The following is a 24,928-nucleotide window of genomic DNA, read 5'->3' as shown; positions in this document are numbered from 1 at the left end:
TCTCAAACAAGGATTGGGATTAAGTGAACCATTCTCATAGTCAGCTACCCTATGAGATAACACCTATCTCAAACAACCTCTGTGTCACCAAAGAGAGTAGACACAGTCAGCTACCCTATGAGATAACACCTATCTCAAACAGCATGTACAAGTAAGGCAGGCAACTGTAAGGTCAGCTACCCTATGAGATAACACCTATCTCAAACCAAAGGGTCCCTTTGCTGTTTCAGGCTCTGGGTCAGCTACCCTATGAGATAACACCTATCTCAAACATAGGGATGAGAATTTGATTGAAGAAAAAAGGTCAGCTACCCTATGAGATAACACCTATCTCAAACTGTACATGACGGCCAAGGCCGGCGGGATGCGGTCAGCTACCCTATGAGATAACACCTATCTCAAACTGCTGATAACTGGTAGCGCTGTCAATCTGTGGTCAGCTACCCTATGAGATAACACCTATCTCAAACCCAAGAACCATCGGACGGGAAGGTATCAGTGGTCAGCTACCCTATGAGATAACACCTATCTCAAACATATCGCAGGTTGGGATATGCCGGTGTCAAAGTCAGCTACCCTATGAGATAACACCTATCTCAAACGTGTATGGTTGCAGAAGAACGTGAACGACAAGTCAGCTACCCTATGAGATAACACCTATCTCAAACCGATACCTTGTACATTTTTACAACTTTCGGAGTCAGCTACCCTATGAGATAACACCTATCTCAAACCAAGCAAAGAGTATACTGTCTCACCATAGAGGTCAGCTACCCTATGAGATAACACCTATCTCAAACTCAGAGAGATATCATTTCTCCCTGTTTATCGGTCAGCTACCCTATGAGATAACACCTATCTCAAACCGATCAACTGCTTTGCAGCATGGACTCCCTGGTCAGCTACCCTATGAGATAACACCTATCTCAAACAGAAACAAAACGATACAAAGATTGGTTTAAGGTCAGCTACCCTATGAGATAACACCTATCTCAAACGAGATTTCATCACACTGCTTGGTGATAATTGGTCAGCTACCCTATGAGATAACACCTATCTCAAACGATAAGCACGTTTATAGTTTTTAAGACCCGGGTCAGCTACCCTATGAGATAACACCTATCTCAAACCTCATTGCTCCTGAAAGGATTGTACCTATTGGTCAGCTACCCTATGAGATAACACCTATCTCAAACTGAAAGGCCCTGTTTTGTGCGTCTGTACCCGGTCAGCTACCCTATGAGATAACACCTATCTCAAACCATGGGACAAGCTCATTCCCACAATAAGGGGGTCAGCTACCCTATGAGATAACACCTATCTCAAACAGAAGATTTTCGCACAGTCAGCTTCGGAGGGGTCAGCTACCCTATGAGATAACACCTATCTCAAACCCCATTGTCCTGTCTCCTATTTGCCGTAGGGGTCAGCTACCCTATGAGATAACACCTATCTCAAACATCGGCACTCGGCATCATCACCGTAAGTGGGGTCAGCTACCCTATGAGATAACACCTATCTCAAACAGAAACAAAAAGATACAAAGATTGGTTTAAGGTCAGCTACCCTATGAGATAACACCTATCTCAAACGCAAGGAGGAGTAAAGATGCCTACTATTTTGGTCAGCTACCCTATGAGATAACACCTATCTCAAACACAACATGCTGACCCTCATCGGCAGGCAGGGGTCAGCTACCCTATGAGATAACACCTATCTCAAACTGCCTTGGCGCATCTCGCAATCTACGCGACGGTCAGCTACCCTATGAGATAACACCTATCTCAAACTCCTGGAGAAGGCGATGGACCTTGGCATCAGGTCAGCTACCCTATGAGATAACACCTATCTCAAACCTATGTGCATGTAATCAGAAACGAAGTCGTGGTCAGCTACCCTATGAGATAACACCTATCTCAAACTTACCTTGTTACCTTGTTACCTTTGGAGGTGGTCAGCTACCCTATGAGATAACACCTATCTCAAACTCCATGTTCCCCTCCTATACGACGAGCTGTGGTCAGCTACCCTATGAGATAACACCTATCTCAAACTCAAGACTGGACAAATAAAAGCAACGACAAGGTCAGCTACCCTATGAGATAACACCTATCTCAAACATCAACAACGTGCGTATTTTGATGTTTTACAACAGATGCCTGATTTATGTAAACATACGTTAGCTGTTTCAGTTTGAGCATTTTCAACCTTTCCTTCTCTAGAAAATCTCACATTGATCTATATCTATTATACTATATTTTTCCTTATTATCAAAGGGTTTATGGTAATAACTCTCCAAAAAAAGAACATTACACTTCATTCCATGTATAGTATCAACAAGATAGCTGAGCTCTTCATCAGTAAAAAAACTCTTCACGTTCACTAAAACAAAAAGGTTCTTTTCCAAGTACTTATTTGCAACTTTAACGTAGGTAACGAGATTTTCAATTGGGCTGGGATCATCAAAATCAAACATAAAACTAAAAACCTTCAGCAATGTACCGGTATCTATCTCATCCTTATATGTGAGAGATTCATCGCAATCCTGCATGATTGTCAAAGCATACTGCAACAAAGCAGATTTTATCTGAGCTGTTCGTTCAAAGAAGTCCTCCTGATTGGCAACCATTTTTAAAGATTGTAATAATTTGGAGGCGAATTTCTTGTTGTCGTCTGCAGACACAAACGGATCTATAATCAGTTCACATTCAGCAGCAATATCTACTTCTTTAAGATTATTCTCTGAATATACAAACCCGCCTTCTTCACCCCGAATTTGTGATTTTAGATCAGATACAAGCCTGTTCATGACAATGGGCGATTCAACAACTAGCGTATAGGACGTTTCACAATCGAAGTATATCTGTGTTTCAATTTGGTTATGAATAAGTTTCACAGAATTACAAGCCTCCTCATATCCGAAAGGGTATCAGACTGAACTTCCCCTACAATGAACTCTATGTTCTCATATTGCTTTTCGCTAATCACCATGACCTGAACGATTCCTTCTTTGACTTCTTGACTACGTATTTGTGCTTTCAAGAATTGCGCTGCAGTTGGATTCAATACCAGCTTTGAATAGATTGACTCCTGCAACATAACAAATCCGGCACCAACTAGCCATTTTCGGAACTTCCGATATGCTTTCCGTTGAGCACTGGTCAAAACTGGGAGGTCGAACATTACAATCACTCTCATAAAACGGTACCTATTCATATTCCATACACTGAATCAAATCGAGATTCTGTTCACTTAAGGATTCCAAGACACTACGACAATATATTCCCAGTGCATTCACGAATTGCATACGTTTATCAGCCATATTTACCTGACAATTCATAACATCCACTAGGCGCATCTTTTGATTACTAGTAAATTCTTCAAAGGATCCCCATGAGACAACCTCCTTGTCTATAAGCGATCGCAATGGCTCAATAAGGTCACTTGAAAGATTGAATTGATTAAAAGCATTGTCATGGAATATTCCTAGTTGGGTAAGATATCCATTTATGACAATCTCCCTGTTGATGGCAGATAAGAGAATTGTATACCCATAATTCAATGCAGCGTTGATCGGCGAATCCTTATGCCTAGAAAATTCATTACCAAAGAGTGCATTAAAATATACCTTTGCTGCATGCGCTTCACGGTTTGTCCTATCTCCTGCTGTTATTGAGCTTGCATACCCTGTAAGCTTCTCAGCTAAGTCAGGACGTGTCTGCTTTAATACATTTGCTTGATTTGTAATTTTCTCGTAAATTATTCGTGTCCATACCTGATCTTTGATCTCTCTCTTCCAAGCAATCTGACTTTTCACCTTTTCTGTGGCATTATGGCAACCATACAAAGGAAGAACATTACTCAATGGATTACGATGGTTGTCACAAAAAATGATATTAATCTTGCGCTCCTGTAATTGCGCAACCAACATAGCAGTTAGAGATACTGCTGTTGACTCTATGATCAACGTATGGATCTCACTCAAATGAATCCGAAGCATTTCAGTATCTCTGACCACGAGATAATTCATCTTATACTCAAGCTTTGCACGCTTTGATATAACAACTATTCGCCAACTCATATCTCATATACACGTCTTGACTTAGTAAAAATACCAGTGGGAGATTGATGAATCAACCTAGCTTCTTTATCAGTAATCTGAGACTGGAATTTCACAATACCGGAACTTGACCCTCCTCCTAGTTTCGTTAAGTTTGCACTTTCCGGGGTGCAGGTAAAAAGATTGATGATCTGAACTAATACCTCACACTGTCCCTTTATATCCAAAGACTCAAATATAGATCTTTTTTCTTCCAGAAATTTTGCTTGGTTCGCAGGACGATACCTGTAAATAGAACCTCGTTCCTTGGCTAACAGTAGTTCATACAAAGTGAGATTATCCTGCTTGCAGATATGGAGACTCTCGGCAAGAATCTCAGCATTCTCTTGTACTTCGGGATCCTTCACCTTCTTCAATAGAGAAAGGTATTTTTCTATTTGGGCTACATAGTCATAATCCTCATCTGAAAGTACAAGTTGAATCTCATTATTCGCAACAGTCTGAGGTCCAGTAATACCACTTAAGCTCATAGTATATCCTTTCAATTGCACAAGTTCGTGAAGCAAAATCTGAGGAATTACTATCTTAGCATTAATCAAATCAAGTTCTTCCTCACAGTATTTCAAAAGAGTTCCAGGGTTCTGCTTGAACAGTTCAGCATAAAGGATGGGCACAGGAACAAATTGCCTCACTTCCTTACCTTTCTTTTCATGTTGAACTAATGCGAAGTAGGCCGTCGCAGGCGCATTATATCCTCCATACTTAGTAGTGTCTTGTAGAGTTTGACTTGAACCTTTTAAAGGAAGCAAATTCTTTTTCTTCCTTAGTGGCTGCAACTTGAACAGAGCTCCTGATACCTCCACCGCTTGCCTTGTCACCAAGACCTGATGGTTACGTAACATTTTTCTGATTGTCGCAATGGTACCGGTCTCTTGCTTTTCGCTTTTAGGTCTACCTTTATTAGCGTCATACCTTTCATCAGCAATCCAGGCTAATCTTCCATTACGTTGAATAGAGCGTGAGAAAATGTTACTGGCATTGTAATACTGATCCCCTCTTTTTAGCTCCTTGATGAAATTACGCGCATCCCCTGTAAACTTGGTATGGTATGCATTTCCAACAACAATATTCAGATACGCATCATGTGCATGGTGATGATCATTTACCAATCTTGATTTCTTAATTTCAAAGTCGGTTCTGAAACTTGAAACATTCCTTGCCTTCACATACACAATTTCAGTCCCCTCGTCCTGGAACAGATTCTTCAAGATACTCGCAACAACCTTAGTACTTTGCCGAGTTTCTACTAATTGCCTATTGATGAACGCAAAAAGCTCTTCGTCACTTAGAGGAGTTGTGCGGGTAAGACGAGCATATTTTTCCTTGGAAATAAGACTACGGTCTAGCAACACTTTCCAAAATCCAATCATCGTATTCTGCCACTGTGGATTGATTGGATAGCTATTACCTTTCTCGCCATTACATGCCTTATGCGCTAGTACCCTATTTTTCAAAGAGTCGTCTTTAATAAGCGATTGAGGATAAATATGATCGATATCGTAGAGCTGAGTATTATTCATCTGATCAAGTTCGATTTTACCACCACAATAGGGACATCGTCCCATCTGTGTGTAATAAAAATAGAGTCTGTCATTCCTCAACTCAGTATCAGTCTTTGTATCAAGACTTTCCAGCAATGCTTTATTGAAGGAGATATCATTCTTACAACGATCATAGAGTATGCGAAGACTCTCCTTCCTGCTTGTGGTTCGTTTTTTCTCACGTTCTTCACGAGCCATCTCGATAAACACTCTCTTAGGCGCTTTTCCCATTACTTTTTTCAACTCATGTACGATGAGAAGCGTCTGCCAGATCTGTCGCTTGACAGGAGGAGAGACAGAAAGTGGTCTGACCAATGATTCGTAGGAAAATTTCTTGTTGATAAGTGTTTCATTATTAATTCTCTGAATCTCATCCAGATAGTCGTATTTACTGCTCAGCAACTCCATGAGATTCTCATTCGTTTCCCACATCATATGGATAATTGAGTATCCTTCGCCGGTTGCACGATCTACATGATAGATATCTTCAAGAAAAGCCCGTGACAAACGCCCCCACCCCTTATAATTCCTAACTAGTTTGGTAATATCATCAATTTGTTCTGATGTAAGCTTTTCATGAAGCTCTTGTGTAATTTTCTCTTTTAAAATTGTTGCATCATCAACGTAGTAGGCTTTCCATTCGATAATCTTCTCAACATCTTCTACAGAAAGTATATTCGCCTCAAGATATGGTGCAAAATCAATGTGGCTTTTTAAGGAATTTGCAAAACCGTTATCAATTCCTTCGATCGTTGTAACATCTCCCTTATTAACAATATTATTAACCACCAGGAATTTCTGTAACATCTTCAAAGTAATTGTTTTCTTGCCAGAATGCAGAAACAGCTCATTGTAAATCTTCTGTTTCAACTCAACCGATATGGGTTCGCCATTTACCTTAAGATTATTCAACTCATTCAGAACCATATAACGGTTATATAGCAGTGAGAATTTTGGTAATACTTCCTCGTTGAAGAGATAGGTACAAGAATTAGTCATTCTTGTGATAAATTTCTCTGCCGAAGCATTTTTATCGACCACCTCAGTCCAGTTCCAAGGAAAGATTGGCACATCTTCCTTTCCCTGTTGTCTAACCATCCAGCAGAATCCTTCCTTCCCCTCTTTCTCCATATGAGAGGTATTTAGAGGCCCTACATAGTAAGGAATGCGAAAGGTCATCATGCTGATAATTTTCTGTGTTGGTGTGTATCCATCATCATCTGGAATTGTCAAAAATGGGTAATATGCTTTTGCATTTTCAAGGATGATCTGCAGTTCTTTCAAATGTAGCTGGTGGGGTATCACCCTGTTGTCTCTTACTCGCTGTTTTGGAAGAGCGCTCTTCTGCTCTAGCTTTTCCAGCATATTATCCAAGTCTCTATCCTCATCATTCTGATAGGGCTTCAGGAGATTGTGAAAATATTTATTTACATCCTCTTGCAAACATTTACCCTTGTGAGCAACCTGAACCTTCTTTCCGGATTTATTCCCTGTTCCAATATAGTGGGCGTAGTTGTTTTGTATAGAAGGATCCTTGAACGCCTTGTAGTATGCACTCCCTGCATATTTTTTTACCAATAGCTTTAGCTGCTTCAAGTCATCTTTATGATTTCTGTAGGAAGCTACTTTTGCATCACTGATAAACTTCTCTCCGTTTAAGATATCTGACAAAAGTGTCCAGTTATATATTCCTTCAAGAGTCTCTATCAGGGCGTATTCTTCCGGCTCAAGCAACACCTCAATGGACTCTTTCAAGTCTTCAAAACCTTCTTTATCAAACTCAATCTTGTCTTGTTCACTATCTTTATAACTATCGTTTTCGAAAAGCATAGAAAGTAAAAACGGAGTCCCTGAGAGCGCTTTTATCAACTCTGATGTAAGTTTCTTTGGTGTTTCCTCTATCTCTTCCTCTGTTGTACGGGTGAGTGTTAGAACTTCCTGCAAATCATTCTTTTTATCTGTCCTTCTTTTCTTTTTCAGTATTGTTCCGAAGGTCTCGGGCGTACATGAAACATGAAGTGTGCATTGTAGTGAGGTTTCAATGTTCTTCAGTAACTCGTCAAAAAGGAGGCTGAATGAAGAAATACTCTCCAGAGACTCCCCTGGGAATAAGAAATGACCACGATGCTTCAAGATGCTATGAATAGCCAGATAGAGAATTCTAATGTCAGGTCTTTCCTCAGGATGATGAATAAGATGACTTCTCAAATGGAAGATTGTTGGGAACTTCGCAAAATAGTCAGTATCTTTGAATGATTCATCATTGAACAGAGTAGAAAGGAAGTTTCCACTTCGGTCTTCTCTATGATAAGAACTCTCCTTCAATCGTTCAAAAAAATGAGGGTCTACTTCACTAATTTTATCTTCAAAAATCTCTTTCAAAAGCCTTTGTCGTTGCAGTCTTCTCTGATGCCTACGACGTGCTGCTCGGTGAAGCCTTCTTTCAGCAGCAGTATCTGCAGTATCAAAGAGTCTTACCCCCCAGAGATATTTCCTATGCTCCTTTACCAGCTCATAATCTGTATTTGCCACGGCCCAACCAACAGAGGCTGTTCCAATATCGAGTCCTAGGTAATAATCAGACCCACGGGAATCTTTGCTGACAGCTGTATTCATCCTTGACATCTCCTATCTATTGGTGTAAGACTAACTCAACACCTAGTGTTCAAATAAAAATTTATTCAAACCGTCCTTCGGGACCACGCAATGTGCGTACAGGGAGCTTGCTTTTGCAGGCTTCTTTGTTTGTTAGCCAAATTATACCACTCAAAGTATTGGTTTACCAGTTTAATCACAAATAGCTATATGAACTATTATCTATTACTTTCCTCATTGCATTTGCGTAGATTAGGTAGTATAATCTACGCAAATATTGCGGAGGTTATATATGTATATCTATGAAAATCCAACATGGCCACATTTTACCTGGGAAAAAGAAGCCTTACTTGAACCTCTAGCAAACACCACCTTTTTGCAGGGAGAAGTTCTGGGTCGCATGAAAAGTCTTGGATTTGAACTGCAGAGAGAATCGAATTGGCATGTAGTCTCAGAGAACATCATCAGCTCCAGTGCCATTGAAGGCGAACACTTGAATTATGGACAAGTGCGTTCTTCGGTAGCCAGACATCTGAATATTCCATACGCTCAATCAGAAATTTCTGACCATCATATCGATGGTATTGTATCCATGATGTTCGATGCCATAGAGAACTACAATAGTCCACTTACGCTTGAGAGACTCTTTGGTTGGCATGCCTCCTTATTCCCCACAGGGTTTAGTGGAATAAGAAGGATACACGTCGGGCAACTCAGAGGTGATGAAGAAGGACGTATGCAAGTAGTTTCAAGAAGTCAGGGGCCTATGGAAATCGTACACTTCCAGGCTCCTAAGGCAGTACAACTCCCCTATGAACTTTCTCAATTCTTGTCGTGGATCAATGCTCCATCAGAGGAACACCCTATCGTAAGATCTGCAATTGCACACCTTTGGTTCATCACACTCCACCCATTCGAGGATGGGAACGGAAGACTTGCAAGAGCCATCACTGATATGATGCTTTCCAGATCTGATGGTACAGGAAAACGCTTTTATAGTATGTCAGCACAAATCCAGAAGGAAAAAGATGGCTACTATGCAATCCTTGAGAAAACACAAAAGGGCACACTCGATATCACAGGATGGCTTCTCTGGTTCCTCGATTGCCTTTCACATGCAATAAAGGCATCAACAAGTACTGTAGACAGTGTCCTGATAAAAGCAAGATTGTGGCAGAAAGCAGCGCAATACACTGTTACGGATACCCAAAGGAAAATGCTTTCATTGCTCTTAGAAGATTTCAAGGGTAATCTGTCATCATCAAAATGGGCAAAGATCTGTAAGGTGTCACAAGATACAGCAATACGAGAGATCAAGGATTTGGTGCAAAAGGGACTTCTAGAACAGAAAGGACAGGGACGAAGCACCCACTATGTTTTGAAACATCCGTCTGAAGTGCTGTGAGTGTTAAAGGTAAAGAGTACATAGTTGAGTTGATATCAGGAACTTCTATGTAGATTTTTTCTAAGATTTCAGAATTACTGTAATTGGAGAGGAACGACTGACTACTATAAAGTCTCATATATGCATATCCCTTCACATTCAAAGTAATAATCTTAGAAAAAGCGTTGTCATCAGCTGTAATTATCCTCAGGTTTGCTAATAACCAATTTCTTACCTTTTCCATATCTGACCAACCCGAGTGTTTTTGTCGAAACCGTTATTGATTTGTTGAAGGCATTTTCAAATAGGAATGAAATCAGATTATCAGGCACTTTCCAACTTTCCTTATAGAATAATTTAGGAGTACTCATAATTACTCTACCAGTGAAGAGATGAGACCTCTCTTTCCCATAGAGAGATTGACCGTTCCTCTTTCTTGGTGCAAGCTCATCCCATGGACAGTAATGCATTTGGATTAGACACAGGCCAGCTTCGTGCTATTGAGGATTTCCTGCAATCAAATACGTTAGGCAGAGACCATGCTAAAAGGGTTGCAGATCTCTCTGCTTCCATCTCATACAGAGACACCGGCAAGACAGCAACCATACTAAACGATGCACTACAAAGCTTTGGCGTGCTCTATCCGCTCGTATTAATCCGAGAGACTGAAGATGCAGTCATATCTGTGTACGAAAAGGCTGGAATTGACGATGCTGTCAGGGATGCAACATTGAGTGATGTTCGCCTCTGGGTGGACCAGTATGCATCCCAGCATAATGGAGCTATTGGATTAGACCAAGTGTTCTGGATCTGCAGACATCTCTGTGCAAATATCCTCCGCCTTGGCCGATTGCAGTTTGAGCCAAAGGTATTTGGATATCCGTATCAAATCTTCCTGAACCTCAAAGATGATATGATGATTATGTTTGCCAACAGAGGACTCTTCTGTGATGAGGACGGGTATCTCACAAGTGATCAGAATGCAGTATTTCGTACTACATTACTCGAGGATACAAATCACATTACAGGTCATCTGGTGGATACCAAGCTTGGCATAATCGAGAAGGAGGAAACGCAAAAGATCAAGACAGAACTGTTGCGTATTCTAGGCCCCGAAACCTCAGTATTGCATCTGCACATCCCCTCCGGTAGCCCTCTCACCCCGTCATCTGTTGACGACTCACTAACACTAGCCAAGGCATATTTCCCTTCAATTTCAATAGTAGCTTGCTCCTCTTGGCTCCTGGATCCTGCTCTGGATTTGGTAGCCAGCCAAGAGAGCAATACCAGAGATTTCATGCATCGTTTCAAGAAATTCCCGGTTTCTTATACAGTCCCACAGATTTATGAGCGGGTCTTCGGCTTTGGGCTTGGTGAAACTGAGGTGTTGACATACAATGCAACCACCAGCTTACAGAAGAAAGTGCAGCAAGCGCTGAAAAATGGAGTAAAGTTCCATACTACTGGTGGATATCTCATAAATCTTTGATTAATCATCTTCATGTACGTACACACCATATCAATATCGACAGCTTCTTCCCTGATACAGGAAGACTCAAGTGCTTTGTACTCATCCGTATTTGTCGTAGCTATCCACTGGTTGTTACAGTCGGGGTTCCGGTTCCCCCCATAATTGTGGACGCACCACAACAAAAGAGATTGGGAAATTCAGTTTTGATGTGGAGTCGCTTGAACATGCGGTTTCCCAGCATCTATTTTGGACCGGCTACTGCCCCACCATTTTTCATTGTATACCGTTCAATGGTTCTATTAGTATCAATCTCTACATGTCTTATTATAATTCCTAATCTCTGGCAAATGCTTCTTCCAGACAGTGAGCAATCGTTCTGTTTCCTTCATTTTCCGCTTCTATTTGGTCTTGTCATCCACACGTGGGAGGTAGTCAATCACTTCTGTTTCATTAATCATCATACCCCCATTCTCTTAGCAAGCAAGGTAGCAGCGCTCAGACAACCCCAAACTACCAGTACCTCAGAGTTCATGCACTTCCCCCCTTACTCACTTAGCTATGCTCTTGTACCACACTACATATCGATTCAATCTGTGCTTCATCCCGCTCCTGCGTTTGTTCACTTGGATGTACAAATCTTTCTTCACCCAGAATAGATGCTCCTTTGGCGGTTTTTCGCATTCGCTCGAAGCAACGCTTGGTAGAACCTCCTCTACAGGTGGCAATGAGGAAAAGCTTCTTGGAAGAGAGATCTGTCTGCTTAAGAAAGGAGTACACCGGTGCGCTTGTTGTTCCAGCCCAAACCGGTGTACAGAGCACCACAGTATCGTAGCTTTCAAGTTCGGGAAGCGGTTGTTGTAGTGCAATGTTCCATTTAAGGATGGCATCCCTTCCTGCACAGAAAAATTTCGCGAATCCTTTGGTAGGATACGTTTTTTTTGGTTGAATCGGAACAAGGTCAGCACCTAGCCTCTCAGCAAGCTGCTCTGCCAAATACTTTGTATGACCTTCCAGTGAATAGAAAACAACTGCAACGGTATTCATGTAGTGAGTGTACCATGAGTTATGCTGGCGGACCATGGGATATTTTACTCCCTTGCAACAAAGTTTGGGCTGCGTTATAACAGTGCATATGCAGACACTACCCCTTCATATGATTGATTCTCACTTCCATCTGTTGTCCATTGAGCGTAAAGGCATTGAAGTGGATTCCCTTCTTAACACCATGCAGGAACACTCCATGGAAGGCATCGACATCGGGCTCGAAGCCGATGACCTGACTGCGCGAGCAAAGCGTTTTGCCGCCTATCCTTTTGTGCATCTGAGCGGTGGGATCGGGCCATGGGGAGTGAAAGAAGGAGAAATGCCAGTAGAGAGTCAGCTGGAAACACTGCAAAAACAGCTCGATGAAACCCACGCGGTCGCCATTGGCGAGATTGGGCTGGATAACCACTGGGACTACGGGACCAAAACTGTACAGGAAGGGCTGCTCCTCTCGCAAATTGACCTTGCAGAACAGAGAAACCTTCCCGTTATTTTCCACAATCGCGAAGCAGACGAGCAATTCTTAACACTGCTTAGAAGTCGTGGTTTCTCCAGAGAGGGAGTCTTCCACTGTTTCCAGGGCAGCGAAGAGCTTGCAAAGCTCGCCATCCATAAAGGATTCTTCCTCTCCTTTGCAGGGCCTCTAACCTACAAGGCAAACAAAGGGATGCAGGAACTCTTTGTAAAGATACCTGCCGAGCGCATCCTCTTGGAAACTGACAGCCCTTATCTCAGCCCAAATCCCATGAGGGGGAGACCCAATACTCCCTTGAACATGGAGCATATCTATCGATTTGCTGCTGAATTACGGGGTATGGAGCTAGCTGATCTGATCAGGCAGGTACAAAGCAACTTCCATTCCTTTCTTAGAGGCTGATCATCCTCCACGTAAGTACGTGGATCTCATCTTTGCCTGAGAACAATGCATGTACCCCAGCTACAAGATCTGGTACCAATACCCCACTTTGTTGTTTCTGAGGGATCATGGAGAGATATTCTGCAGGAACCACCCATTGTATGGATTCATCCTTCAGCAACGGGATTGCCCAAGGACCGAGAGACGGGGCTACTATCGTAATCACTTGACGTTCCTTCAACATCCGACTCACACGATCAGCGAAAATACTATCTTGTTCATCTTTCCCTTTGAGGAATACTAAATCACTTGGGAAAAAAGCAGCAAAGCGTTCCGCATCTGCCTCGCCTACCAAGGCAGTGAGCAGGTCGGGATATTGCATAGTATCTAGCATGACTTCTTCGTCAATTTGCCAAAAGTGTTCAAAAAAAGAAGCATACTCTGTACTTCTTCCTTGCCCAACCAGCATTGCCGGAACATTCGTATTTTTCAGCTTCATACTCACCAAGGGGGAAGCAATGATGAATCGGCTTCGTTTATTCACTGAATCAAGCAACTGGTCCGCATCCAATGTGAGAGAGACTTCCTCAACATCGAGCAAATAGCCAGATTGCAACTGCGTGAAAAAGAGTTCGCGTTTTTGGACTGCTAGCACTGTATCACTGTAAGGGACATCCACAAGAAAGGTTACCCGGGGCAAGAAGAGGGGAAACACGAAGAATGTTGCAACAAGCAACAATACAAGGGACAAGGGCAACACAATCCTTCTATTCATGCCAAAAACTGTACCAATCGCGTTGCCTACAGTCAAGAAACAAACGGATACTGGTTGACCAGTTTTGCCATATTGGCTACATTTGTAGCGAAAAGAACCTACCATCATACAAGGAGTAACTAATGACATCCTATAAGGAACTCGGTCTGGTAAACACCAAGGACATGTTCGCAAAAGCTATCAAGGGTGGGTATGCAATTCCTGCCTACAATTTCAACAACATGGAACAGCTGCAAGCTATTATTCAGGCTTGTGTTGAGACCAAATCCCCAGTAATTCTTCAGGTTTCCAAGGGCGCTCGAGACTACGCCAATATTAATCTGCTGAGAAATATGGCCCGCGGTGCTGGTGAATACGCTAAGGAACTCGGTTGTGAGATTCCCATCGTCCTGCACCTTGACCACGGCGACAGCTTCGAAACCTGTAAGGAATGTATCGACAATGGTTTCTCCTCTGTCATGATTGATGGTTCCCACCTCCCTTATGAAGAAAACATTGCAGTCACCAAGAAAGTGGTTGAGTATGCACACAAGCATGATGTAACAGTTGAAGGTGAATTGGGCGTGCTCGCCGGCATTGAAGATGAGGTGGTGGCTGAAGTCAGCCACTATACCAAACCGGAGGAAGTCGTCGACTTCGTCAACCGCACCGGTTGTGACTCACTTGCTATCTCCATTGGAACGAGCCATGGCGCAAACAAGTTTGGGCCTAGCCAGTGCACCCGTAATGAGGAAGGAGTACTTATTCCACCTCCACTTCGTTTCGACATCCTTGAAGAGGTCGAGAAACAGCTTCCTGGATTCCCCATCGTCCTTCACGGTTCTTCCTCTGTTCCCATGCAGTATGTAAACATGATTCTGCAGTACGGTGGGCAGCTTAAGGACAGCGTCGGTATTCCTGAGGAACAGCTTCGCAAGGCTGCCAAGAGTGCTGTTTGCAAGATCAATATCGACAGCGATGGAAGACTTGCAATGACCGCTATTATCCGCAAGACCCTGGCCGAGAAACCCGGAGAGTTCGACCCTCGTAAGTATCTTGGGCCCGCTCGTGATGAGCTTAAGAAGATGTACATTCACAAAAACATCAACGTGCTTGGCTCAGCTAATCACGCATAAGTTTCTATAGATCGAGAAAGGCCACTGGATACCCTAGTGGCCGTTTTCGCATATTCCCTAGGGGAGATACTTTGACATAGTTCCTAGGCATGTGTTATATTGTTTTGCGTCGGCCCTTTAGGCTGACTTACCTTCAACGAAATGGTTTTCACCGAAAACAAAGGAGCTCGATTGGCTACAAAGGATTTGAGGATCAATAAACAGATCCGTGCACGAGAAGTATTCGTCATTGATGCAGATGGCAATCAAAAAGGTATCATGAGCGTCTATGACGCTGTCGCATTTGCAGATGAACAGGGATTGGACTTGGTAGAGGTTTCTCCAAATGCAAGACCACCGGTTTGCAAAATTCTTGATTATGGTAAGTATCGCTATGAGCAAGAAAAGCGCATGAGAGAAGCCAAAAAGAACCAGAACATCATAAAGATGAAGGAAATCCGGATGCAGCCCAAGATCGAAAAACACGATCTTGAGACCAAATCAAAGTTCATCGGTGACTTCCTTGACGAAGGGAACAAGGTCAAGGTAAGCATACGCTTCCGCGGCCGTGAACTTGCCCATACTGAATTGGGTAAGGTTGTCCTGGACAAGATACTTGCCCAGCTCACCGAAAATGGTGTAGGGTACAACCTTGATCGAGGAGCGGTGATGGAAGGAAGGATGATGAGTATGATTGTCAGTCCATCCAAGAGCAACGCCGGATCGACCAAGAAAAAGAATTAGCAACAGTATCCCGCATGGGATGGTGAATATGCAGCTCCAAGGGGTTCTTGTTCCTTGCGAGCGCAACAATGGAAGGTGCAAAACAATGCCCAAGATGAAAACAAGAAAATCCGCTGCAAAGCGGTACCGTGTGACTGGAACAGGAAAGGTCCGCTTTAAAAAGCAGGGTCTTCGCCATATCCTCACCAAAAAGAGCAGCAAGCGCAAGGCTAACCTGCGTGCAACTGGAATCCTAGCAAACATGGAAGCAAAACGAGCGAAATCGATGCTTCCTTACGCGTAAGGAAGGTGGGATATGCCTAGAGCAGTAGACGGAACGAAACACAAAGACAGAAGAAAGAAGATTCTTGAGTTAGCAAAAGGCTATTATGGTCGCAGAAGCACGAACAACCGAGTTGCAAAAGACGCTGTTGCAAAGGCTGGGCAGTATGCCTATCGTGGCCGTAAAGAGAGAAAGCGGGATTTCCGCAAACTCTGGATTGCAAGAATCAATGCGGCTGTGCACGCTGAGGGTCTCAACTACTCCCAGTTTATGCATGGTATGAAACTTGCCAACATTGAGATCAACAGAAAAGCCCTCTCCAATATGGCTATTGAAGATAAGGCTGCATTCTCTGCTCTTGTTGCACAGGTCAAGGTTGCCTTGGAGAATTAGCTCCTGGCAAATCGTTCAAATGCCGTAAGGAGGAACCATGTCAGTTGTCGATTCGGTAAAATTGCTTGAACTGCGAACCAAGAAGGCTGCAGGCCTGATTGCAATGCTCCGCAAGGAGAAGGAAGAGTTGCAGGAAAAGTTTGATTTGGTACATGCACACAATGCTGAACTTGAAGAGTACGTTGAGAGTTTCCAGACGAGCAACAAACTTATTGAAGATAGTATTGCAAACGCCATGGACAATTTGTCTGCCATCGAAGGACTGGATGACGTTCCCCTCCTAGATGATGCTCAGATTGAGTTGGAAGCCGCAGATGGATTTACCAGTGGTGATGCCCTTATTGATGAGGAAGTCGATCTGGATGCCCTTCTAGAGGACAGTCCCTCTTTCTGATCCTTGTCCAAGTGTTTGGACACTGTCGTAAACGGGACCTACGGGTCCCGTTTTATTATCTATGCCCCCTTTTACAAAGTGGGTTCTTATTGTACGATGTAGGTGCAGCAGTCACCTGCTCTGATATTTGACAAGTTATTTTCCTGCGGTGTGCACTTGGAGCCATAGTCTCTTGGCTCAACATACACAAACGGGATGCGGTATAGCTGATTTGCATTGATCCAACTTCCTTGGGAGTTTAACGGAACAGAATTTTCAGCCAAACTAGTTTCCCCCTTGAACCACAGGTTCAAGAGCAATCTCCGGGTACGACACCGCAGGTTTTCACTTGCTTACAGGAATATAAAATCCATGCCAGAACAACAAAACCCTTTGAAGCATTGTATCTTCATTTCCCTTCCCCCCTCCATGGAACGAGACATTGGTGATTTCCATGTCGATAGCTCCATTCAAATCCCAGTCCAACTTCCCGATGGGAAGACCCAGATAGATTCAAAGACCGAAATTTCTTTTGAATTGATCGTTGCGGGAATGTTGAAAGTAATCGCCTTCAACTGGGAACACGAGCATGCCTCATATTACCGGGATTTCGTACTTGCAGTACAACCTGATGCGCCACAAGAACTTACCTTGGCAGCAATTGCCCAGGAAAAAAAAGGCAACTATACCTTTGCTGAAGAACTCTTTCTTTCGGTGATTCGACTTGCACCACAGAGTGCTTCGTTCATCAACCTCGCGACACTCTACAGCAGTATGGCTACCCAAGATAGCAATAAAGGAGAGGTCTACGACTTATACCAGCAGAAGATGATCAACATCCTTCAGGAAGGTTTGGAAGTAGTGGGGGAAGATGCCACTCTCTATAGTGAAATAGGGTTCTTCCACCTCTATCAAGGCAATGTTGAACTAGCCAAAGAGTATCTCGATCACTATCTGGAACTCGCAGAAGATGGTGAGAAAAAGAAGCATGTGCAGAATATTATGAAAGACATCAATACCAAACTGAATGATGATGCAAATCTCATGCAAGCGTATGATGCCATCCAAATGAATGATGAAGAAAAAGCATTGGTGCTCTTGGCTTCCTATATCAAGGACAACCCAAAGGTCTGGAATGCATGGTTCCTCAAAGGTTGGGCACTACGCAGACTCACTCGCTTTCAGGAAGCTGAAGAGGCATTGGTACAGGCCCTTGCCTTGTCTAAGGGAAGCAGCGACATTTACAACGAACTCGCTCTTTGCAGCCTTGAAACCGGTAAGACGGAACTGGCGAAGACCTATCTCAATACAGCCGTTGATCTCGATGATGAAAACATTACCTTGGTAAGCAATCTCGCCTACCTCCATCTGAAAGACGGGGAATTCGATGAAGCACGCAAGTTTCTCGAAATGGCACGCGTCATCGACCCGAAAGATCCTGTGATTATCCAGCTGATGAAAGACTACCAGAACCAGAGCGGAGAAACACTCTCCTCCCCTGTAGTGGAAGAACTTGTCAGCACAGAAGAAGTCATCACACAAAGCAAGGAAGAACACCCCTTCTTTATTCAGGGAAAAGAAGAAACCGACGACATAGAGGCATCCTTTTCTCTGGAGGATGTGGAGCGATGACCGTAACTACCCGCTGTGAAGAGGAGACAAGGAAACTTGGAAGAAGCATTGCAAAGCAATGCAAACCAGGCACTGTCATTTCCTTACGCGGTAGTCTAGGATCAGGAAAAACCGTCTTCGCCAAGGGCTTGGCAGAAGGACTTGGAATCGTGGAATCTATTGTCAGCCCTACCTTCACTCTAATCCAGGAATATAAAGGCTCATTCCCCCTCTATCATATGGACCTCTACCGCATCGAAGGCATCGAAGAGTTTGAAATGATTGGCGGAGAAGAGCTCCTCTATGGCAATGGAGTCACCATCATTGAGTGGAGTGAAAAGATTGAGGAGTTACTTCCCGATTCAACAATTTTTGTGCATATTAACATTATGCCAAATCAAGAGAGAATCATTACCCTTGAAGGGGTCCAGGTATGAACGTCCTCGCTTGTGACACTGCAACAGCAGTGATGCACCTAGCTCTTGTACGCTTTGAAGAAGATACACCTGTTTTCTATGAGACGAGCGCGACTACATTGGGTACCAAACACTCAGAGTTGCTGATTCCCCGGATTCTTGAATTGTGTGCTCGCTGTAACATTGACATGAAGAATCTGGACTTGCTTGTATGTACCAGCGGACCTGGTTCCTTCACTGGACTCAGAATAGCCATGAGCACCCTTAAAGGAATTTCTCTCGCGACTGGCATACCCTTGGTTTCCGTCCCAACCTTGGATGTATACCAAGGGTGTGTCAAAATGTACCCAGGAGCAGTACTTGCAACCATCGATGCAAAAAAACAGAGATTTTACGTAGCCTTGTTTGTAGATGGGAAACGTACAAGTGAAGATCTTGATGTCAGTGTTGAGCAGATTGAACAACTGCTTGCCGGATATCCTACTGCACTGCTTACGGGAATCGATGCACCCCTCCTTGCACAAAAACTCAGCAATGAAACTCAAGATAAAATACGCGTCGATGCCTATGCGGGAACCAATCTTGCTTTGGTGCTCGCAGATATGGGAAGGGCGCAGTATTTGTCACAAGGGAGTGATGATATTGGAAAAGGTCCTTCCTATGTGCGTAAAAGTGACGCTGAAATTGCATTACAAAAAATAATCCATTCATTGGAGGTTTCACATGATTGAACAAGATATACTGATCATCGGATCAGGGGTTGCGGGAATGACTGCAGCCCAATATGCAGCACGTGCTGGTCGCTCAGTTACCCTATTGGAGTCAATTGCTCCAGGTGGACAGACCATGTACATCGATATGATCGAGAACTATCCCGGTATCGATAAGCCGATCAGCGGCTATGAAATCGGTATGAAGTTTCATACCCAGGCAGAGGCTTTTGGCGCCAACCTTGTCTATGCAACGGTTTCCTCGCTCAAAAAAAAGGGAGATATCTTCACTGCAGAGACGGCTGATGGAGAAACCTATCAGGCAAAAGCTGTTATTTTTGCTACAGGAGCAAAACATCACCATTTGGGAGTTGAGGGTGAAGAGAGGTACAACGGCAAGGGAGTCTCCTATTGCGGAACGTGTGACGGGCCTTTCTTCAAAGGAAAAAAAATCTTGGTCGTTGGTGGCGGTGATACCGCACTTACCGATGCCATATACCTTTCTAAACTCAGTGAACATGTCACCCTGATCCACCGTAAGGATCGCTTCAGAGCGCAGGAACATCTCGTTAAGCAAATTGAACGCAATAAGAATATTGAAAGGGTGATGCAGCATACGGTCGAGAGGATTAACGGAGATGGAAATAAAGTCACCTCTGTATTACTCAATGATCTTGCAAATAATAAGCAGTACGAACGTGAATTTGATGCTGTCTTTATCTTTGTCGGAATGATCCCCCAGACGGAACTCCTTGACAAGAGTGTGCTCAATGAAAGCGGATATATTCTTACCAACGAACGGATGGAGACAGCTATTCCCGGCCTTTATGCTGCAGGGGATGTGAGAGACACTGTGTTCAGACAGTTGGTCACTGCAGCCAGTGATGGTGCCATTGCAGCCCACTGTGCAAGTGAATATATTGACGAATTGGAGGGAAATGCATACCGTTAGGGTGCATTTCCTAACTCATATATCACACAAATCTCCTTGACGATGGCATTACGTTAGTGTTCTAATTAAGCCATGAATATATGTATGGTATCAAGTGAATCTGTACCCTTCTCTAAATCAGGTGGGCTTGCAGACGTAGTTGGGGCACTATCGGGCGCCCTCGCCATAATCGGCGAAGAAGTGCGAGTAGTGCTTCCTCTCTATGGAAGTGTTGATAGAACTTCTTTCACTGATTTGCCCTTTCAAGGAGAAGTCTCCCTCTTGGGGAGCATAGAAACAGTCACTTTTTGTGAGACTCGTTTGGGAAAGGTTACCTATTACTTTGTCCAACATCCTTTTTTCACTGACAGAAAAGGAATATATGGAGATACTTCATTCACTCCGTATCACGACAACCTCAAACGTTTCACTATTCTGAACAAAGCCGCTTTAGTCCTTTGCAAGCTTCTTGACTGGAAGGTTGACATCATGCATTGCCATGATTGGACGTGCGGATTTCTTCCCTATCTCCTCTCTCTACATGATGATCCCTTCTTCCAGAAAACAAAAAGTGTAATTACCATTCACAACCTTGCCTACCAAGGGGAGTTCTCTCGACTGGATTTGCTCTGTGCTGACATCATGCCAGACAAGCGGATGTTCAATGGGGAAATACCCTCCAAACGAACCAACCTGTTGAAAACTGGTTTGGAATTTGCAGATCGTATTACCACGGTCAGCCCAACCTATGCGCAGGAGATTCAGAGCAAAACGTATGGTTGCTCTTTGGATGGGTTGCTCGCGGAACGAGCTTCAGTCTTGGAAGGGATCATCAATGGGATTGATCCAGAAGAGTGGAATCCGGAGACAGATCCCTTCATTGATCACCATTTTTCTGCACACTCACAAACAGGAAAGCAAGCCATCAAAGAAGAGCTGCAAGAGGAGTTCAGTCTTCCCAAGGATACCACAGTACCCCTATTTGCCATGATTAGCCGTCTCGCTGAACAAAAGGGATTCGTTGAATTACTCGAGGGTTCTCCCTGTGCCTTGGAACTGATGCTGCAAAACCACACCATGCAGATGATTATTATAGGAACCGGAGACTCCACAATGGAGAGAAAACTAAGGGAACTTGGCGAACGGTATGACAATCTTTCTGTAAATATTCTCTTCAGCAATAAGGCTGCCCACCGTATCGAGGCTGGTGCAGACTTTTTCCTGATGCCCAGCCGTTATGAGCCATGTGGACTCAACCAATTGTACAGCCTTCGCTACGGTACCTTGCCGGTTGCTCGTAAAACAGGAGGTCTTGCTGATAGTATCATCGACCTGGATGAGAGACCAGATGAGGGAACCGGTATTCTCTTTGAGAGTATGAGCTCTCATGGTATACTTGAGGCAGTTGAAAGAGCAATTCATTGGTGGAAGAAGGGACCTGAAACACTTCGAACCATCCGGAAACGATGCATGCTTTGGGACAGTTCATGGGAACGGTCGGCTAAGGCATATCAAACAGTATACAGATCCAGCTTAAGGGGGAAATGACATGCGTACTAGAGAAAAAACGATTGCGATTGTACTTGGCGGGGGCAAAGGTACCCGGTTATATCCTCTCACCATGGATCGTGCAAAACCTGCAGTCCCCTTTGCTGGGAAATATCGGTTGGTAGATATTCCAATCTCAAACTGTATCAACAGTGAAATCAGGCAGATTTACATCTTGACCCAGTTCAATTCGGCTTCCCTTCATAACCACATTTCCAACACGTATATCTTTGACACCTTCTCCAACGGATTTGTTGAGGTTCTTGCTGCTGAGCAGACCCATCAAACCGATACATGGTACCAAGGAACCGCTGATGCCGTTCGTAAGAACATGAAGCACTTCCATGACCAGAATGCTGACTACTATATCATTCTTAGCGGAGACCAGCTCTATCGAATGGATCTTGGACTCATGCTCGAACGACACATCAAGAGTGGTGCTGAACTGACTATTGCGGCCAAGCCCATAAGCAGGGAGCAGGCAACAGGTCTGGGTATCATCAGCTGTGACAAGGAAGGCATGATTACTAATTTCTATGAAAAACCAGCCATCGATCTGGACATCTGTGAATACAAGGTTGATGATGAATTCATGTTCTCTTCCTTGGGGGTGCATGCCGATTCGAGTAATGAGTACCTTGCAAGCATGGGTATCTACATCTTCAATACCAAGACGATGGAAGAGGTACTGAACAACGACAAGACTGATTTCGGGAAGGAAATCATACCTGATGTCATCAAACAGAGAAAAGTAGCCACCTACCTCTTTGATGGTTTCTGGGAAGATATTGGAACAATCAAGGCATTCTATGAGACCAATCTCGATCTTGCCTCGATTAACCCACAGTTCAATTTCTACGATGAGAGGATGCCGATTTACACTCACCGCCGACACTTGCCTGCAACAAAGGTCAATTTCTGCAATATCTCAAACTCACTTACCAGTGAAGGATCAATCATCACCAATGCCTACATAGTGAACTCAATCATCGGTGTACGAACCATCATTGAGTCAGGGGCATCCCTCGATGGCGTTTACTGTATGGGTGCTTCCTTCTACGAAACCCAGGAACAGAAGGCAGAAAATGCAAAGAAAGGTATTCCTAACATAGGTATTGGGCGAGGAACCATTATTCGCAAGGCCATTATCGATCAGAATGCCCGTATTGGAGATGGATGCCGCATCGGAATTGACGACATCCCCCGCCAGGAAGGAGATTTTGCCATGTATTCCATTCATGACGGGATTATTATCATCAACAAGAATGCAATCATTAAAAATGGAACAGTAATGTAATAGCACGTAGGTGTTCCTACTAAGCGGAAGAGATTATTCTTCCGCTGTTTCTTTGTTTGAATACTTTTCATAATCTGCTGTACAGGCTATAATTACCAAAAGGAGTAGCACATGCTGAAGAATACAATCACACAAGAGATTGTCAATGGCCAGACAATGCTCGGTATTGAACTTGGTTCCACGAGAATCAAGACAGTTTTGATCAACTCAGAAAACCAGCCAATCGCCCAAGGGGGACATGACTGGGAAAACACCCTGCTCGATGGTATTTGGACATACAGCCTTGAGGATGTCTGGAGAGGCATCTCCCTAAGCTTTTCTAATTTACAGGAAGCAGTCCAGAGCACCTATGGGGTCCCTTTGAAAAAACTGAAAGCAATGGGAGTCAGTGCTATGATGCACGGCTATCTTGCGTTCGACAACCAAGACAAATTGCTTGTACCATTCAGAACTTGGAGAAATACCATTACGGCCAAAGCGGCAGAAGAATTGAGTGACCTGTTTGCCTATCCGGTTCCTGAACGCTGGTCGATCAGCCATCTCTATCATGCCATACTAAGTGGGGAGGACCATGTCAAAGACATTTCATTCCTCACTACCCTCGCGGGGTATGTACATTGGCGATTGACCGGTGAAAAAGTACTGGGAATCGGAGATGCTTCAGGCATGTTCCCCATTGATACTGAAACAAAGAAATATAACGCAAAGATGCTTGAAAGCTTTGCGAAACAGGTTGAAAGCTACCATTTTCCATGGAATCTACCCAGTATTCTTCCCTCCATCTTACTTGCAGGAGAACCGGCCGGAATATTGAACGAACAGGGCGCAAGACTCCTCGATCCCAGTGGCGTGCTGGAAGCAGGAGTTCCTCTCTGCCCACCGGAAGGAGATGCAGGTACCGGGATGGTTGCAACCAATTCCGTTGCAAAGCGCACAGGAAATGTATCAGCAGGAACTTCAGTATTTGCCATGATTGTGCTTGAGAAACCTCTTTCCAAGAGCTACAACAAGTTCATTGACCTGGTTACTACTCCCGATGGATCCTTGGTGGCAATGAGTCACGGCAACAACTGTACCGGTGAATATGATGCTTGGATGCGATTGTTCAATGAAGTGGTACAGACACTTGGATTCTCAGTCCCCAAAGGTGAGTTCTACGACAAGCTCCTCTTCAAGGCCCTTGAAGGAGACAAGGATTGTGGAGGACTCCTACCCTATAACTACATCAGCGGAGAAACCATGACCGGCATCAGTGAAGGGCGTCCTCTCTTTGTCAGAGAGACCAAGAATTCCTTTACACTTGCAAATTTCATGCGTTCCCAGCTCTTTACTGCACTTGGCGTACTACGCATCGGTATGGATATTCTTTTTGAAGAGGAACATGTTGCAATCGATACTATCAACGGGCATGGGGGATTCTTCAAAACTGCTGAAGTCGGACAGAAGATGATGGCAAGTGCTCTGCATACACCCATTTCAGTGTTAAAAACTGCCGGAGAAGGTGGTGCTTGGGGTATTGCACTGCTTGCTGCCTATATGGCACGAAAGAGTGATGAAACGCTCTCTGAATATCTTAATGAAAAGGTATTTGCCTCTGCCGAAGTTACTACGATAGAGCCAACTGAAGAGGATATTGCCGGTTTCAACGCATTCCTTGCTCGCTACAAGCAGGGTCTTCCTGTTGAAAAAGCGGCAGTAGCACATCTCAAGTAAGACGGAAAGAGGTCGACTCCGCGAGGAATCGGCCTCTTCACTATTATGCA

21 protein-coding genes and 1 CRISPR repeat array are annotated in these 24,928 nt (G+C 43.9%); of the genes, 15 read left to right on the top strand and 6 right to left on the bottom strand.

The window, feature by feature from the left end:
• Positions 1–38: 38 nt before the first annotated feature.
• Positions 39–2,120: direct repeats of the CRISPR family, unit length 36 nt; unit sequence GGTCAGCTACCCTATGAGATAACACCTATCTCAAAC.
• A 98-nt stretch (positions 2,121–2,218) separates the two neighbouring features.
• Genes csn2 through cas9 form a run of 4 tightly spaced genes read right to left on the bottom strand, consistent with a single transcriptional unit; the run spans position 2,219 to position 8,277 of the window.
• Positions 2,219–2,896 (bottom strand): type II-A CRISPR-associated protein Csn2, encoded by a 678-nt coding sequence (gene csn2 / locus DYP60_RS05135; protein ID WP_117329813.1) that lies wholly within the window; start codon positions 2,894–2,896, stop codon positions 2,219–2,221.
• Entirely contained in the window at positions 2,893–3,198 is a 306-nt protein-coding gene (gene cas2 / locus DYP60_RS05130; protein WP_117329812.1) for a CRISPR-associated endonuclease Cas2, read from the bottom strand. Before cas2 ends, csn2 begins: the two co-directional genes overlap by 4 nt.
• A gap of 10 nt (positions 3,199–3,208) precedes the next feature.
• Positions 3,209–4,081 (bottom strand): type II CRISPR-associated endonuclease Cas1, encoded by an 873-nt coding sequence (gene cas1 / locus DYP60_RS05125; protein ID WP_117329811.1) that lies wholly within the window; start codon positions 4,079–4,081, stop codon positions 3,209–3,211.
• A complete protein-coding gene (gene cas9, locus DYP60_RS05120; RefSeq protein ID WP_165849503.1) occupies positions 4,078–8,277 on the bottom strand; it encodes a type II CRISPR RNA-guided endonuclease Cas9 in 4,200 nt (1,399 codons plus the stop codon). The genes cas1 and cas9 overlap by 4 nt, the downstream gene beginning before the upstream one ends.
• Before the next feature lie 271 nt (positions 8,278–8,548).
• Between cas9 and DYP60_RS05115 the strand changes: the two genes are divergently transcribed.
• Both DYP60_RS05115 and DYP60_RS05105 read left to right on the top strand, forming a co-directional pair.
• Entirely contained in the window at positions 8,549–9,661 is a 1,113-nt protein-coding gene (locus tag DYP60_RS05115; protein ID WP_117329809.1) for a Fic family protein, read from the top strand.
• Positions 9,662–10,094: 433 nt separating this feature from the next.
• Entirely contained in the window at positions 10,095–11,129 is a 1,035-nt protein-coding gene (locus DYP60_RS05105; protein ID WP_117329807.1) for an acyltransferase domain-containing protein, read from the top strand.
• Positions 11,130–11,663: 534 nt separating this feature from the next.
• On the opposite strand, the gene DYP60_RS05100 is transcribed toward DYP60_RS05105, so the two are convergent.
• Positions 11,664–12,155, bottom strand: a complete 492-nt coding sequence (locus DYP60_RS05100; protein ID WP_165849502.1) for a flavodoxin family protein — start codon at positions 12,153–12,155, stop codon at positions 11,664–11,666.
• Between the two features lie 88 nt (positions 12,156–12,243).
• Here DYP60_RS05100 and DYP60_RS05095 point away from each other — a divergent pair, with 88 nt between their 5' ends.
• The gene (locus DYP60_RS05095; RefSeq protein WP_117329805.1) at positions 12,244–13,032 is read left to right on the top strand and encodes a TatD family hydrolase; all 789 of its coding nucleotides are present in this window, start codon (positions 12,244–12,246) and stop codon (positions 13,030–13,032) included.
• Here the strand turns inward: DYP60_RS05095 and DYP60_RS05090 are convergent.
• Positions 13,022–13,786 (bottom strand): hypothetical protein, encoded by a 765-nt coding sequence (locus tag DYP60_RS05090; protein WP_133299288.1) that lies wholly within the window; start codon positions 13,784–13,786, stop codon positions 13,022–13,024. The two genes, DYP60_RS05095 and DYP60_RS05090, sit on opposite strands and share 11 nt — an antisense overlap.
• Positions 13,787–13,908: 122 nt before the next feature.
• Between DYP60_RS05090 and DYP60_RS05085 the strand changes: the two genes are divergently transcribed.
• From DYP60_RS05085 to DYP60_RS05030, 12 genes are all read left to right on the top strand, one after another.
• Positions 13,909–14,901, top strand: a complete 993-nt coding sequence (locus DYP60_RS05085; protein ID WP_117329803.1) for a class II fructose-bisphosphate aldolase — start codon at positions 13,909–13,911, stop codon at positions 14,899–14,901.
• A gap of 171 nt (positions 14,902–15,072) precedes the next feature.
• Entirely contained in the window at positions 15,073–15,624 is a 552-nt protein-coding gene (gene infC, locus DYP60_RS05080; RefSeq protein WP_117329802.1) for a translation initiation factor IF-3, read from the top strand.
• An 85-nt stretch (positions 15,625–15,709) separates the two neighbouring features.
• Positions 15,710–15,907, top strand: coding sequence for a 50S ribosomal protein L35 (rpmI, locus tag DYP60_RS05075; protein WP_117329801.1), 198 nt, complete (start codon positions 15,710–15,712; stop codon positions 15,905–15,907).
• Positions 15,908–15,919: 12 nt separating this feature from the next.
• A complete protein-coding gene (gene rplT, locus DYP60_RS05070) occupies positions 15,920–16,279 on the top strand; it encodes a 50S ribosomal protein L20 (protein ID WP_117329800.1) in 360 nt (119 codons plus the stop codon).
• A 37-nt stretch (positions 16,280–16,316) separates the two neighbouring features.
• Entirely contained in the window at positions 16,317–16,673 is a 357-nt protein-coding gene (locus DYP60_RS05065; RefSeq protein ID WP_117329799.1) for a hypothetical protein, read from the top strand.
• A gap of 351 nt (positions 16,674–17,024) precedes the next feature.
• A complete protein-coding gene (locus tag DYP60_RS05060; protein WP_117329798.1) occupies positions 17,025–18,284 on the top strand; it encodes a tetratricopeptide repeat protein in 1,260 nt (419 codons plus the stop codon).
• Positions 18,281–18,700, top strand: a complete 420-nt coding sequence (tsaE, locus tag DYP60_RS05055; RefSeq protein ID WP_117329797.1) for a tRNA (adenosine(37)-N6)-threonylcarbamoyltransferase complex ATPase subunit type 1 TsaE — start codon at positions 18,281–18,283, stop codon at positions 18,698–18,700. The genes DYP60_RS05060 and tsaE overlap by 4 nt, the downstream gene beginning before the upstream one ends.
• Positions 18,697–19,410, top strand: coding sequence for a tRNA (adenosine(37)-N6)-threonylcarbamoyltransferase complex dimerization subunit type 1 TsaB (gene tsaB / locus DYP60_RS05050; protein ID WP_117329796.1), 714 nt, complete (start codon positions 18,697–18,699; stop codon positions 19,408–19,410). Before tsaE ends, tsaB begins: the two co-directional genes overlap by 4 nt.
• Positions 19,403–20,341, top strand: a complete 939-nt coding sequence (gene trxB, locus DYP60_RS05045; RefSeq protein ID WP_117329795.1) for a thioredoxin-disulfide reductase — start codon at positions 19,403–19,405, stop codon at positions 20,339–20,341. Before tsaB ends, trxB begins: the two co-directional genes overlap by 8 nt.
• Before the next feature lie 84 nt (positions 20,342–20,425).
• Positions 20,426–21,868, top strand: coding sequence for a glycogen synthase (locus tag DYP60_RS05040; RefSeq protein WP_240622824.1), 1,443 nt, complete (start codon positions 20,426–20,428; stop codon positions 21,866–21,868).
• A gap of 1 nt (position 21,869) precedes the next feature.
• Positions 21,870–23,165, top strand: a complete 1,296-nt coding sequence (locus tag DYP60_RS05035; protein ID WP_117329793.1) for a glucose-1-phosphate adenylyltransferase — start codon at positions 21,870–21,872, stop codon at positions 23,163–23,165.
• A 111-nt stretch (positions 23,166–23,276) separates the two neighbouring features.
• Positions 23,277–24,878 carry a xylulokinase gene (locus DYP60_RS05030; protein ID WP_117329792.1) on the top strand — a complete coding sequence of 534 codons (1,602 nt, stop codon included), beginning with the start codon at positions 23,277–23,279 and terminating at the stop codon, positions 24,876–24,878.
• Positions 24,879–24,928 lie beyond the last annotated feature (50 nt).

This window comes from Sphaerochaeta halotolerans (assembly GCF_003429665.1).
Taxonomy (GTDB): domain Bacteria; phylum Spirochaetota; class Spirochaetia; order Sphaerochaetales; family Sphaerochaetaceae; genus Sphaerochaeta; species Sphaerochaeta halotolerans.
The sequence above is the reverse complement of the archived record's forward strand: the minus strand, read 5'-3'. Positions and strand labels throughout refer to the sequence as shown.